Genomic DNA, 12,986 nt, shown 5'->3' on the forward strand with positions numbered 1-12,986 from the left:
GAGGAATCAAAAATTTATAAGTAACGTTAAAAAATTAGAAAAGCTAAAAGTGAGCTTTGGTAAGAGCCCTTTTTAATAGTGCGTGCTGTTACGAAAAAACTTTTTCCTTTGCTTCTTCAGGTTTTGGGAGGTTATTTCTCTGAAGTTTTTGCTTTCAGCTGAGTAGAGGGCAAAAACTTTCTCCCTAGTTCTATCAGGGAAAAGGCGCATAGAGAGCCGCACCAAGCGGTAATTTCCGATCCAGAGATGAATTCTAGCAAAGAGAGTAGGTATATAATCCCTCCCGAGAGCACCGCAGCAAAGGCTGATGCTTTAGAAGCTCTGTAACCCAAAAAGCATGCTAATACGGGAACAGATAAGCAGCAGACAGACAATCCGTAGCCTATTAATATACAGCGAAAAACGCTTTGTTGAAATGGAACAAGCAGAAAGGCTGTCATGGGGAGTAAAAAGCTGCTTAGCTTGGGCTTTTTTTGTATTAAGGGTATGTCGGAACTCAGCAGTTGGGAAATAGAATTGATAAGGGAATCCGCCGTGGAAAGGATGGCTACGACAATTACGGAGCAGAGAATAGCTGATACACTGCCGCCACATACTCGCTGGGTCATTTCAAGAATTGCGCTGCCGCCGGCTAAGGTGGGCGCCATCTTTTTAGCGGTGACGCCCATCCATATAGGGATTAATTGAAAGCCTGCGAGCAATAGGCCTGCAAGGATCGTAGAGATGCTGACGATTTTCTTAGATTTCGCGGCTAAACAGCGTTGCATCATATCCTGTTCGATGAACATAAAGATTAAAGGTACAAACAATCCTGAGATCAAACTGCTTTTGGGAAGAGAAGCGGAATCTAAGAGGGGAGTAATTATTGTAGCAAGGGGAGCAGAGGCTAATTTTAGGCACACATATGAGATTGCAAGGATAATAAATAGTACTTGAATAATGTCTGTTTTAATAACAGCGCGCAAGCCTCCTTGAGCGGTGTACCAAGCGAGCATGATCCAGAGGGTTAAAACTAGCCATGATCCATAGGGAACGGCGGAACAGAGTTTGTAGAGGGCTATTAACTGTGCTGAGAGTATGCAGAACAGAGATCCCACAGAAAGGAAGAAGGCGATACGTCTTAGCTTTGATGAAGCATAATAATCGCTAAAAACGTCTAGTATAGAATTATAAGAGCTTGCAGCTAATTTTCTTCCGGGGCCTATTCCCAAGATAAAAAAGCCGATAACGGTTCCCATGGCTAAGAATATTGCAGAGTATCCATATCGATACGCTTCTTCAGATAGACCAATTAGAGAGCCGCCGCCAATTTGGGTAGCTAAGAAGGTCATTGTAAGGGGGAACCAACCGACGCTTCGGTCTGCAAGGAAGAATTCTCGATGATTTTGAGAAGAGTGGTTTCCTCGAGCGATCAATAGACAAGCTCCTTGAAGGATTAGCAAGCAGGATAAAAATAGAGCAACGTTCATGAATAGACCTTTTTAATGTAATGACACAACTTCTCGGTATAAGATTCTAACCCTAAACTTTATAAAACAGAAGTTTTTTGGCGGCCTAGTTTTTTATAAAGATATTTAAACAAAAAGCTTTTAGTACGATTTTCTCAATTTTGGATAGGGGGTTTTGGGGCCTAGAGCCCACACTTAGAACGTCTGATAATCTATATTATGTTGCGGATTTCTGAGGTTTCTAAGGAGCTGAGGCGTTTACGAGGTTTAGAGTAAATAAAACTTAAAGAATTCTTAATTTATAACTAAAAATATATAAAACCTTCTAAGTCTTAGTTGTTTGTTAAAGTAAAAATTGATTTTTTATTAAAAAATAGATTACAATGTGTGTGTTTTTATTTAACTATTTCGTTGAAAAACAGCTAGTTTGTTTGTAATTACTAGTTTGGGAGTTAAAAATGGTTGGTATAATTAATCGTAATACAGCTGACTACGTGGAACAAAAACAAGTTCAGCTTGGGGAATTAGACTTTTTCTCTCCAGAGGCCGGGTTTTCTAAGCCAATTTTAAAGTTGTCTTGGGCTTTGTGTAGAGATGTGGCTTGTTTGGCGGAGGCTGCTAAACAGAATGAAAGACATCTTCCTCCCCTCCTTGTTAAAGATATTGAGGGAGTATTAATTGAAGCTGGATCGATGCTGCACGCTTCTTGGGATGAAGAAGAATTAGGATTGTTTGATAAGTCTTCTATAATTAATCAATTAAGATCTATAGCTGGTGCCTATGAAAGCCTAAAGGTGAAGTTAGAAGATGATTTTCATATAAAACCAACAGAAACCCCGGGTCGATATGAAAATCTTCTTAAGGAGCCTACTAGATCACGTGTTAAGCAGATTTTTAAGTTGGTAGCAGCAGTTTTAGCTGTTTTGACGCCGATTATTGTTCTGGGTGCACTGATTGGAGTTGGGGTTGTTACAGGTGCTTTACCTATAGCCTTCGGATGCTTGGTTAGTATGATTTTTATGCTTTACCCTGGAATTTGTCTGGTTCATGGGATTATTGCTATGAGGAGTAAGTTGCGAGCGAATCCAATAAATCAAAAAATATTTCAGACTGAGTAATTTCAAGTGATTAGACTCCCGGAAGAAGCCTCTTTTAGGGGCTTCTTTTTTATTTCTCCCCTCTAAATAGGAGAGGGATTGGTTTAAGAAAAGAGAACAAGATCCTTGATTTTTAAATTTTCCAAAACAACCTGAATATGTTCTTCCGTATTGGCTTTGGATCGATAGGTCCAGGAGCCTGTTTGTATGAAAGCTTTTTCCTCTAAAACTTGCTTTCGTTGCCGCTTATCCCCTCGCCAGTCTTGCAAGGCGGGTAGATAGGTTTTGATTTTTGATTCTATGTATAATTCTGCTGCTACACACCCGGTCTGGGTGCGAGGGCTTTTGTCTATGAAGAATATAATTACTTTATTGGGAAGTAGGATGGGCCATTTTAAGGTCATGAGCTCCTCCGGATCCATTGTTTTTTTTGCTAGAAACTCTAGGTCTAACTCTTTCTCTAGGTCCTCTAGCTTTCTTCTTCCTGAGGAGAAGTCATAACGAATCTTTGCATAAAGATTTTTTAACAGGTATAGATCCCTTTCCCCTAGATCTTTACTTAATTTTGGAGTTATGGACTGCAGTTCTTTTTGGGAGAACGCTCGAACTAAGTCTTCAGGTTCTTCTATTTCTGCGGCTTCTTCGTCATTCAACAGAACCCACTCTTTGGATGAAGATTCTTTGTTGTAAAAGGCTATTCTTAGGATGATTTTTAGTGCCAAAGCGATAATTGTTATAGGTAGAAGAAGAATTCCAAGTGCTACTTTAGCTATAATTTTTACGCAGGAAATAGGGTTGGACTCTTCTTTGATAAGAAGTTTTCCATCACTAGACAGATCAATGAATCGGAAACATTTAGAAGACACGGCTAATATTCGGTCTAACATGGCAAGAGACTTTTCTAGAGAACCGCCGCCAGTTTTTTCTAAGAATTTTGGAGAAAAGTCGAAAGCAACCAGAGGAGAGAAGAACGTCATAGGGGCCCCTTTTAGAGATGGTTTGTCATTTTAATTTAGAGGGTTTCTATTAAGAGAATCACCTTAATATGATTTTGATGAGGAGTATTTATCGAACAAATTTTTTGCTAAAAGGCTTTCTACGACAACTAAGATTTTTTCGCCCAGTTGAAGTGGATAGGGCTGATAGTACCAAGGGCCTAGTTGTAGTAAGTGTTCTTCCTTCAGGAGAGCTTCTCGAGATTCTTTGTCGCCCTTCCAGAATAAGGCTAGGTTAGTGTAGCAAACTTGTCTTTCTTTGAACAGAGAGCTTCCTCTATCATAGGAAGTGCGGAACATAATGTCTCCAGAAGCCATAGGTATTGCCATGGGATAGCAGATGGTGAACAATTTTCCTCGGAAACACTCATGTTTAGGCCACTCAAAGCTAAGATTTTCTTTAAGAGTTAAATCTCTATCAGAAAGAATGACTACGCCAAACTCTTTTTCCAGGTCTTCTCTTGTTGGAATCGCTCGAGACTCGTACTCCCGTAGCTCCGTTTGCAAATCCGCTATCTTTTGCTCTATTGTCTCGACCCTTTTCTGGCTATCTTCTATTTGACCTTCTAAAAAAGCTATTCGATATGAATCTTTTTGTTCGGCGCTTTCGGCTTCTTGTAGCTTTTCTTTTTGTTTTTGGAGAGTTTGGAGAGCCTCTTCTTTAGCTCTTTCATTTTCGGAGAGCTTTTCTTTTGTAGAGGAGACTTGATCTTTTCTACGCATGCATTCGCGTATCTTAGCATACAAGTTTTCTATGAGTTTGGACTCTTCATCTGAGATGAAGTTCACTTGTTTCAAGCGATCTTTTAGAAGAGTCCTTTCTTCTTCAGAGAAAGGTCCAATAATGTCTGCTTCTTCTTTTTTTTCTTCCTCTAGGGCCTCTAAGGCTGGTTTAGAGGGCGCTAAAGGTATTTCGGGGATCCTCTCTTCTTTTGGGGGTATTGCAGAGATCCATTCTTCTTTAGGTGGGGTTTTGCAGTAAAATACAGACCGTAAAATAACTTTTAGTGCTAGCGCTAAAATGGTCAGAGGAAGAAGAAGTATACCAATAATAACTTTAGCCACTACTTCAATAGAAGAAATTTTTATAACCTGTTCTTCTATCATTGGCGCTCCAGTTTCTGACACATCAACGAATCGGATGCAGTTGGAAGATACTGCTAGAGCGCGGTCCAGGAGAGATATTGTTTTCTCTAATCCTCCCCCACGAGTTTTTTGGATAAAAACTGGAGAAAATTCAAAAGAAGTTGCAGAACAAAAGCCCATAAATACCCCCTTGGGAGACAAGGACATTTTACTCTTAGGCGCTTTTTTTTTTAATCTTAAATATAAGAGTGAGGATGTGTTAAGGCGTGTTTTAAGGGTTTTTTAAGAATTATTAATATTTAGGGTTAAGATTTGTTGACTTTCTTAAATCTTCCTTTCCCTCTACCCCACTCTCTCTTCCTTCCTTTGAATAGCGTTTTTTCTAGCTGTAGCTAGCAGATCTTTAAAGAAATAATTGAAATCTTTGTAGAGAATAATGGAGGCTTCTTGCATGGATATATCTTCCGGAGAAGTCAGTTTGACCTCAAGAAGTCTTTCTGCAAGAGAAAGTATTTTCAAAAAGGTTGTGTGAAGAGTTTTTATTTGAGAGGAAAGTTTTTCTTTATCAAAGAGATTTTTGGTAGGGTCTCCATGAAAATTTTGTTTTATTCGCGACTCTAGAGATGTTAAGAATAGCTCATAGTCAAGATAGACTTTTAGATGAGATGGAAGATTTTGAGAGGAGGAGAAAATTGTCGTAGCACCCTCTTTTTCAATATTTTCAAGGAAATCGATAAAGATTAGATGGCTGGTCTGTAATAGATTAAAGATTAACTTTATACCAGTCTGCTCTTGCTCGGATAATGAAGTTTTTAAATTGGAAGATGGTTTCGAAGCCGCTAGATGAGAAGGTTGAGGAGGTTTCGGTTCTTTCTCTTCTTTTACCGGGATTTGGAGGGGGGCTGGTTTAATGGGTTGTGTTTCAAGTTGTTGTTTTTGAGATCTTTCAGAGGAGTGTTTGTAGTAGAAGGCTCCTTTTAAGATAATGCTTAGAGCTAAAGCGAGGATGGTCAGAGGAAGGAGCAGTATCCCAACTACAACTTTGAGGATGAGTTCTGGCGTAGAAATGGTAAAAGAAGCTTCCTTAAAGAGTAGCTCTCCGTTTTCTGTGATGTCTAGAAATTGAACGCATCTAGAGGATATTGCTAAGATCCTATCCAAAGTTTCTATGGCCTTTTCTAGGGCTCCCCCCTCTTTTTGGAGGAATGTTGGGGAAAAGCTTAGAGAAGTTATGGGGGAGAAACTCATAATAAAACCTTTTGTTACAAAAAGATTTTATCAATTTTTCTTTTTTCTAAATATCAATCGATTGTAAATTTTATTTGATTTCTTTTTATGAAGACTTGGGTAGGAAGCTTTTTGATCGGCAGAGTTTCACTTTATTAATGATCCATTCAAAGAAAAGATCGAATTTTTGGTAGAAGATAATGCTTTCCTGTGCGGCAGGCTGATTTTCCTTAGAAAGCAGGGAAACGTCGAGAGTTTTCTCTAGAAGGGAGAGGTTTAGCATGAAGATGGAGTGAAAGTCTCTTATAAGCTCTTTGGTGTATAGGGAGAGTTCTTTACCTTCTTCGGGAAGAGCCTTTTGGTTTCCTTGAAAATTTTGTCTTATCTTCTCTGTCAAAGATTTAAGGAACATGTCAAAGTTTCTATGAATTAGCATGTGAGAGTTTTTTTCTGATCCTTCTGTAAAGATTTTTGTGGAGAAGTCTTTTTCAAAATCTAGAAAAAACTGTGCTAGCATGGTGTAAGAAGATTTTAAAAAATCAAAGACGTGCCTTAAATACCCACTTTCCTGTTTATTCAGAACCATAAAAGCTTTCAATTTAGCAATCATTTGTTCGGTGGATAAATGTTGTGGGAGGTGTTGAGAAATGAGATTTTCAGTTTGAGTCCCCTTTTCTAAGAAATTTTTTTTCTTTTCGTCTTTAGGTTGGATGTTTCCGAGGCTTTCTTTGAATTCTTTGGAGGAATGCTTGTAGTAGAAGACTCCTTTCAGAATAATACTTAGAGCTAGGGCTAAAATGGTTAAAGGTAGAAGGAGTATTCCGATTATAGTTTTTAGGGCTAATTCTGAAGATGAGATGGAGAAGGAATCTTCTTGAAAAAGCAGCTCCTTCTTGCTTGTAACATCCACAAATTGAATGCATTTGGAGGATATTGCCAAGATCCGGTCTAAAGCGGCAATAGTCTTTTCCAGAGCTCCCCCCTCTTTTTGAAGGAATGTGCGAGAAAAGGCTAGGGAAGTTGTTGGGGAAAGGCTCATAAATAGAGGGATTTCCTTTTATTAAGAGTTTTTTTATAGATTTTATCAAATTGTCCTTTTTAATAATTTGAAAGTTTATAACTAAGGCTGTTGTGTTTTTTGGTGGCAATTCATTTTTACGAATTAGAGAATTTTTTTATGAGTAGATTCATTTGGGGAGCTCTTTGGTGAGTTGCAGGAAGTAATTCAAAGCTATCGATGATACTAAAAGCTTGAAAAATTGATAGAGCGTGGTGTAAAGCCGACTGTTTCAAATCTTGTTGATTTAGGGGGGAAAGTTTTTCTTTTGTTGGAGTCGTACAGAGAGAGTTGGTCAAATTTTCATAAAGAAGCTGAGGTTGTTTAGGTTCTAGATCCCAAAGATGTTCTATACAGGAGCAGGAGGGATATTTTTCTTTATGCTGTTTTATTAGAGCTTCTCTATCTATTACGTGTAGTAGCTGAGCTAAAGCTTCTATGACAATTGGATTTTCCAGTTGTGAGAACATACCTGAGTCAACATAGGAACTTGTTGGCAGCGAGAGAGAAGAGAGCCCTTGGAGAGAAAGATTTTCAATTTCTTTAAGATCTAGTTTTTCTAAGTGATAAATTTTCAATATGACATTTAGAACATAAGGAATCGTTTCTTTGGGGATGTTTCGGATTAAATATGCAAAAGAAGCCCCTAGTCCCCTCCCCATTTTAACTTCAGCAAGATTGTTGATAACTATCTTATAACGGTTGTCTTCAGAGTTCCTAGATAAAAGAAATAGAGGATGACTCAGAGGTCCCGAGCGTAATGTATTACAATAAAGCCCATTGCAGCTTTTAATAAAAAATACCAATTGAACAAGAGCTGGTAAGATCTCTTTTGCTGAAACCTCTTTCAGAGAGGTTGTTAGTATTATATTTTCTTGGGGGCTTGATTCCATATTTGTAAAAGCTAGAAGCCCCTCATTTTGTAATTTTGGAGAGGGGTAAGAGCTCTTAGATGAGTATTTTTCGGGGACTTTTAAAAATTTGACCCCAGGGATTTCTATCAAATCTAGCTTAAGAGAGTCGCATATTAGCAAAGCTTTATGGTGTTGGGAGACTATTTCTAAAGCTTTCGTTCGTCCTCGTTTAATAATTTCCTGGTTATTATTAACGGTGTTTCCAAGGGAAAGGAAAGTGTATTTTGGGAGAAGTTTGAGAGAGAACCAGCAGTTTTCTCGATGACTAGCTTGCGTTAAGGACGTGGAAATTCCCTTTTCATCTAAGGAATCTTTACAGATTTTTTCATCGCGCTCAAAATTTTTGACTAAAGTTTTTCTAAGAAAATCATGGGCTTCGAGTACAGATTCTTTTTCAGATTGGCTAAGAGGCTTGGGAAGCGTTGAAGAGCACTCATATAGGTCTTCGATAGAGGCAATAGGATTTTGAAGAGCTTCTGAAATGGCATATTTTTTCTCAAGGAAGGCTCTTAGCAGGAGTTTAGCAAGAAGCATGATTATTGGAATAACAATAGTTAGAAATAGGATAACTTTGAATCCAAACTCTTTTAGGGAGATGTTTTTATAGATTCTTGTGCAAGAGATTTGGTTTGTTTCGTCTATAAATATAAAGGCTTTCTCGCCACCCAGAAAGAAGAAGTTGTCAACAAATTCTACCATTCGTTCTAGAAGGGAAAAATTTGTTTGTTTATTGTTTAAAATGCTTGTTGACCATTGAAAGGTTAAAGGAAGGAATAAGCTGGATCTTTTGAGTAAGTACTGAGGGTGCTGCATCGCGGTTTAGTTTATGAAAATTTCGACAAAGATACCACATTGGAGATATACAAAAAAGGCCTTGGAGTGTCCAAGGCCTCAAGCATATCAGACAAAATAATACCAAGACCAAGCATTCAAGCACACAAGATCTTTTAGGATACTTGTCAGCACTAGCTGATTATTCTAAAGTTGTTATTGGTTTCCCGCTTCCCAACAATGTGGTTAACAGGTAATCCTGTGGGAAGGATTCTCCCCAGCTTGTTTTGACTGTCTCGCTTGACATTATTTCCCAAAGCTCGTTGAAGACTTCTGGATTCGGAAGGACTCCAGGCAAGGTTAAAAGCCCGAAAACATCCGCAGTAGCAGAGAACATGTAGGCAACGCTATACAAAGGGCTCTCTCCCCTGATGCGGACGACTACGGGAATTAAAGAATAAAGGGGAAACTTGCTTCTTATCACGCAGAATTGCTCTTTATTCATAAAATATAAAATAGCGTTGAAGAAGGTTTCTTCCAGACCATTTTTTACGGCTTCAGCGTTTATACCTGCGTATCGGCTAGAACCCGCGAGATCTTCTCCGTTCATTTGGAGGTTGTAGTTAAAAATCCTTCTAGCTCCTAAAACGTCTACGGCGTGTTTTTCTAGTATAACGGATTGAACAACGTCCTCTGTTATACTTGGATCCATGTGTCTGTCGTAGAGAACTATAGGAATAGATTCAAATTGGACAGGCAAAAGGTTACTGGATAATTGAGCCATGATAGTATCCCAGATCTCATCTGAAGAAGGGGAAGAACACTGAAGTTCATCACACTCTACCTTAAACGATGGAAGGATGGCTTTTACTTCTTCAGCGACTTGCTTTTCTGAAACGAAAGATTCAGAGCATCCGGAAAGAGCAAAAACCAGGCATCCCAGCACAGCACAAATGGACGCATTGAAAAGCTTCCTGTAGACGCGAGTCCTTGTTGAGTTAAGAGTCTTTTTCATGTTCATGCAAGTACCTAATGATTTTGTTGGACAGGCAAGCTAACATGTTTTTGATTTATTGAGAATAAAAGTTTTACTTTACATCCTCTTGGGTTCTGTAGTTAGGGTTTTTGTTTTACGTTGTTTTTTGTTAGTGCTGGGGGATTTTTTCAAAAAAGCCTCTTCATAAACTTTTGAGTGGGTATACGAATTTTTTAGATGAGGAATGAAACTAATCTTTATTGTACAATAGGGTTCTTTAAGGTGATGTCGTGAACGAAGGTATCTTTTTTATACAAATGACGTTTCTTTTAGTAGCAGGCCTGATTTTTGTCTATTTAGGCAGGTTGTGGGTGTCTGCTTGGGTGACTTTTTTGACCCTTATAGCAAACATCTTTGTTACAAAACAGGTGTCTTTATTTTCTTTGGATGTGACAGCTACTGATGTGTACATTATAGGGTTGTTAACGGTCATTAATTTGTTCAGAGAGTTTTACGGAGCGGAAGAAGCAAGGAAGGTATTACAAATTTCTTGGGTGCTGAGCATTGCTTATTTGATAGCTTCCAGGCTTCATGCTGCCATGGTTCCTTCTGTGCACGATCAGTCGCAGGAGCATTTTATTTTCCTTCTGTCCCCCGCGCTTCGTCTTACAATGGCTTCCTTGGGAGCCTTGGTGCTGTCGCAGATTACTGAAGAGAAAACCTTTTTATTTCTCAAGAAGCTTTTTCGAGGGAGATTTTTTAGTGCTAGATCAGCGCTTTCTATGATACTTTCCCAGGTTGTAGATACTGTTTTCTTTTGCTTTGTTGGACTATATGGGTTGGTGGCAAAGGTTGATGATGTCATTATCATGAGCTTGTCAGCGAAAAGCTTGGGGATAATTCTATCTATGCCTATTTTGTCGTTTATGAGGGGCATTCTCTCCTCCATCAAAGATAAGGTGCAAGAGCAAAGTCAGCGTGAAATTTCTTCGTAAACTCCCCTAGTTTTAAAGCTTAGGTTGATTATTGAATGCGAGGAATTCGTTTAGAATTTTTTCGTGTTTTTGGTACCCTCGATCCTTTTCATCAATAACAACTGTTTATGGCACTGCGTTTTATAGTAGATAAGAAGTCTAGGAAGTCTAGGGCTAGAGTTGGTCGTATAGAGACCGAACATGGAGTTATTCACACTCCTGCATTTGTGCCCGTGGGTACAAATGCGACTTTAAAGGGAGTAGTAGACCATTCTTTCATTGATTTAATGTTTTGTAATACTTATCACCTCATGATTCATCCTGGGATGGAGGTTATAGCGGCTTTTGGTGGACTTCACAAATTTATGAACCGTAATGCTCCTATTATTACAGATTCTGGAGGGTTTCAAGTTTTTAGTCTGGCCTACGGTTCCGTTGCCGAGGAGTTAAAAAGTCGAGGAAAAAGGAAGAATTCCTCAGGGATACTAAAGGTTACTGAGGACGGAGTTCTATTCAAATCTTATCGTGATGGAAGCCACATTTTTCTCTCCCCCGAAGTTTCTGTAGAATCTCAGAAAATTTTGGGAGCAGATATTATTATTCCCTTCGATGAGCTATTACCCTATCACGTCAGTGAGGAGCGTTTGATAGAATCGTGTCAGCGTACGTATCGATGGGAGAAGCGTTCTCTAGATTATCACTTGAAAAATCCTGGATATCAATCCATGTATGGAGTGATTCATGGAGGAATAGATCCTTCTAAGCGGTTAGAGGGCTGTCGTTTTGTTAGTGAAAATGCTTTTGACGGGTTTGCTATAGGCGGCAGTGTAGGAAAAAATAAGGAAGAATTATTCAATACCGTTGACTTTACCACCTCTAATTTACCTGAGGATAGGCCTGTGCATCTTTTGGGCATTGGTGATGAAGAGTCTATTTTGGGATTAGTTTCTTGCGGAATAGATTCTTTTGATAGTGCCTTCCCTACGAAGGTTGCTAGAAGAGGATTTCTTTTCTCTCATCAAGGGGTGGTGAAAATAGAGAAAGCTATTTATTCAAAAGATTTTTCACCTATAGAGGAGGGGTGCCCTTGTCGAGCATGTGCTAGTAGAATTTCTAGGGCGTATTTGCATCATCTTTTTAAAGCTAAGGAAGTTAATTACTGGATATGGGCTTCAGAACATAATCTTATGTACATGGCTAGGTTGATGGAAAAAATTCGGCAAGACATTCTTGAGGATCGCATTTAGTGTTTTATCTCCTTATTTTTAGCAGTCCATAGCAACCCTGCTATTGTGGCAAAAGCTAGAGCCGATGCCATGGGAATGGTTATAAAGCCAAAGACGAAAATCTTTGCTTCGCAAGAGACTCTTCCGCACAAGTCTAACTGCATTCCCGGAATTTCTTGTAGGCATACTTGGTAGACTGCAACACAAAACCCCAGAATAGGTAGCGGTAGAACATAGTCCTTTATTTCGGAAGAATCTTTGTAGGAAGCGATGCCTAGAATTATGCAAAGAGGGAATAAACAAATTCTTTGGTAATGACAGAGAAAGCAAGGTTCAATATTTCTAATATAGCTATAGTAAATGCTCCACAAGGTTCCAATGCACGCCAGAACCCACGCGGTGTAGAGAGCGTGGAAGCGAAATTGTTGTAGGAGCCTATTCAGAGGTAGAGAAAACTTACTCATAAATATCTTTGCCTTTTTCTAGCTTCTTTTTTAAGACTCGCACAACCCTACTGACTTCATCATAAGTAGGGTCTTCTATAAGCCTTCCTCCAATTATGGCTGTAGGTGTTGCTAGTTGACCGTTCATTAACCCAGTAGCATAGATGTTGTTTTGCTTTATAGTTTCTCTATGGATATTGGATGCTACGCACTGTCTTAATCCTTCAGAATTAATGGTCCTTCCAGAGTTTGTCGGTAAGTTTTCTGCTAAATTACCAAGAACTTCTGGTGTAGCCCACTCCTCTCCTTCTACTTTTCTGTACTTTAAAATTCTGTGAAAATATTCAACAAAAGCTTCTGGGTCAGGTTGCTTAGAGTTGTGATGAAAGATGCACATTAAAGATTGTGCAGCAGGCATTGATCCTTCAATGAAACAGACGGGGATGAGAGTGAAAGAAACTTCACCAGTGTCGATAAAGTCTTTCTTTATTTTTGGAAAAACTTCCGAAGAAAATTCTTCGCAAGCGTGACAAGAAGGTTCTTCAAACAAAGTAATATTGATAGGAGCAGCTAGGTTGCCAATAGTAGGGAATCTTCTGACATCTATCTTCACTCCAATTTTTGGAGGCAGCATGGAATGTTTGATTTTCATCATCACCCCGGCGGAGAGCAAAAAAACAGCTGCAGTTAAAAGAGTAAGAGTCTTTTTATTCAAGGGATCGTTTCTCTTGGATGAGGTTGAATTAATGACTAGATAGAATATTTTTACAAA

The 12,986-nt window shown here is 38.8% G+C and carries 12 protein-coding genes; 3 read left to right on the top strand and 9 right to left on the bottom strand.

What is annotated here, in order from left to right:
* Positions 1-131 precede the first annotated feature (131 nt).
* Entirely contained in the window at positions 132-1,469 is a 1,338-nt protein-coding gene (locus tag KJA58_RS01315) for a sodium:solute symporter family protein (RefSeq protein ID WP_213357670.1), read from the bottom strand.
* A 437-nt stretch (positions 1,470-1,906) separates the two neighbouring features.
* Here KJA58_RS01315 and KJA58_RS01320 point away from each other — a divergent pair, with 437 nt between their 5' ends.
* Complete coding sequence (locus tag KJA58_RS01320) at positions 1,907-2,566, top strand: hypothetical protein (protein WP_213357671.1); 660 nt, start codon at positions 1,907-1,909, stop codon at positions 2,564-2,566.
* 83 nt (positions 2,567-2,649) lie between these two features.
* Here the strand turns inward: KJA58_RS01320 and KJA58_RS01325 are convergent, their stop codons facing one another.
* The 6 genes from KJA58_RS01325 to KJA58_RS01350 all read right to left on the bottom strand — a co-directional run bounded on the left by KJA58_RS01325 (position 2,650) and on the right by KJA58_RS01350 (position 9,610).
* Positions 2,650-3,522, bottom strand: coding sequence for a hypothetical protein (locus tag KJA58_RS01325; protein ID WP_213357672.1), 873 nt, complete (start codon positions 3,520-3,522; stop codon positions 2,650-2,652).
* A 63-nt stretch (positions 3,523-3,585) separates the two neighbouring features.
* The gene (locus KJA58_RS01330) at positions 3,586-4,806 is read right to left on the bottom strand and encodes a coiled-coil domain-containing protein (protein ID WP_213357673.1); all 1,221 of its coding nucleotides are present in this window, start codon (positions 4,804-4,806) and stop codon (positions 3,586-3,588) included.
* Positions 4,807-4,968: 162 nt separating this feature from the next.
* Entirely contained in the window at positions 4,969-5,874 is a 906-nt protein-coding gene (locus tag KJA58_RS01335; protein WP_213357674.1) for a hypothetical protein, read from the bottom strand.
* Between the two features lie 85 nt (positions 5,875-5,959).
* Positions 5,960-6,892 (bottom strand): hypothetical protein, encoded by a 933-nt coding sequence (locus KJA58_RS01340; RefSeq protein WP_213357675.1) that lies wholly within the window; start codon positions 6,890-6,892, stop codon positions 5,960-5,962.
* 116 nt (positions 6,893-7,008) lie between these two features.
* Entirely contained in the window at positions 7,009-8,637 is a 1,629-nt protein-coding gene (locus KJA58_RS01345) for a DUF648 domain-containing protein (RefSeq protein ID WP_213357676.1), read from the bottom strand.
* Between the two features lie 160 nt (positions 8,638-8,797).
* Positions 8,798-9,610 (bottom strand): hypothetical protein, encoded by an 813-nt coding sequence (locus tag KJA58_RS01350; protein ID WP_213357677.1) that lies wholly within the window; start codon positions 9,608-9,610, stop codon positions 8,798-8,800.
* A gap of 251 nt (positions 9,611-9,861) precedes the next feature.
* On the opposite strand from KJA58_RS01350, the gene KJA58_RS01355 reads away from it, so the two are divergent.
* On the top strand, positions 9,862-10,566 hold the full coding sequence (locus tag KJA58_RS01355) for a queuosine precursor transporter (RefSeq protein WP_213357678.1): 705 nt from the start codon (positions 9,862-9,864) through the stop codon (positions 10,564-10,566).
* A 107-nt stretch (positions 10,567-10,673) separates the two neighbouring features.
* Positions 10,674-11,792 carry a tRNA guanosine(34) transglycosylase Tgt gene (gene tgt, locus KJA58_RS01360; protein ID WP_213357679.1) on the top strand — a complete coding sequence of 373 codons (1,119 nt, stop codon included), beginning with the start codon at positions 10,674-10,676 and terminating at the stop codon, positions 11,790-11,792.
* Here the strand turns inward: tgt and KJA58_RS01365 are convergent.
* On the bottom strand, positions 11,789-12,235 hold the full coding sequence (locus KJA58_RS01365) for a disulfide bond formation protein B (RefSeq protein ID WP_213357680.1): 447 nt from the start codon (positions 12,233-12,235) through the stop codon (positions 11,789-11,791). The two genes, tgt and KJA58_RS01365, sit on opposite strands and share 4 nt — an antisense overlap.
* Complete coding sequence (locus KJA58_RS01370) at positions 12,228-12,929, bottom strand: thioredoxin domain-containing protein (protein ID WP_246485709.1); 702 nt, start codon at positions 12,927-12,929, stop codon at positions 12,228-12,230. The genes KJA58_RS01365 and KJA58_RS01370 overlap by 8 nt, the downstream gene beginning before the upstream one ends.
* Positions 12,930-12,986 lie beyond the last annotated feature (57 nt).

It is taken from the genome of Chlamydiifrater phoenicopteri (assembly GCF_902807005.1).
GTDB classification, from domain to species: Bacteria; Chlamydiota; Chlamydiia; order Chlamydiales; family Chlamydiaceae; genus Chlamydiifrater; species Chlamydiifrater phoenicopteri.

What these genes read in the sequence shown, in the direction of transcription:
- KJA58_RS01315 (WP_213357670.1), bottom strand. Translation starts at nt 1,469, where the DNA reads ATGAACGTTGCTCTATTTTTATCCTGCTTGCTAATCCTTCAAGGAGCT.
- KJA58_RS01320 (WP_213357671.1), top strand. Translation starts at nt 1,907, where the DNA reads ATGGTTGGTATAATTAATCGTAATACAGCTGACTACGTGGAACAAAAA.
- KJA58_RS01325 (WP_213357672.1), bottom strand. Translation starts at nt 3,522, where the DNA reads ATGACGTTCTTCTCTCCTCTGGTTGCTTTCGACTTTTCTCCAAAATTC.
- KJA58_RS01330 (WP_213357673.1), bottom strand. Translation starts at nt 4,806, where the DNA reads ATGGGCTTTTGTTCTGCAACTTCTTTTGAATTTTCTCCAGTTTTTATC.
- KJA58_RS01335 (WP_213357674.1), bottom strand. Translation starts at nt 5,874, where the DNA reads ATGAGTTTCTCCCCCATAACTTCTCTAAGCTTTTCCCCAACATTCCTC.
- KJA58_RS01340 (WP_213357675.1), bottom strand. Translation starts at nt 6,892, where the DNA reads ATGAGCCTTTCCCCAACAACTTCCCTAGCCTTTTCTCGCACATTCCTT.
- KJA58_RS01345 (WP_213357676.1), bottom strand. Translation starts at nt 8,637, where the DNA reads ATGCAGCACCCTCAGTACTTACTCAAAAGATCCAGCTTATTCCTTCCT.
- KJA58_RS01350 (WP_213357677.1), bottom strand. Translation starts at nt 9,610, where the DNA reads ATGAAAAAGACTCTTAACTCAACAAGGACTCGCGTCTACAGGAAGCTT.
- tgt (WP_213357679.1), top strand. Translation starts at nt 10,674, where the DNA reads ATGGCACTGCGTTTTATAGTAGATAAGAAGTCTAGGAAGTCTAGGGCT.
- KJA58_RS01365 (WP_213357680.1), bottom strand. Translation starts at nt 12,235, where the DNA reads ATGAGTAAGTTTTCTCTACCTCTGAATAGGCTCCTACAACAATTTCGC.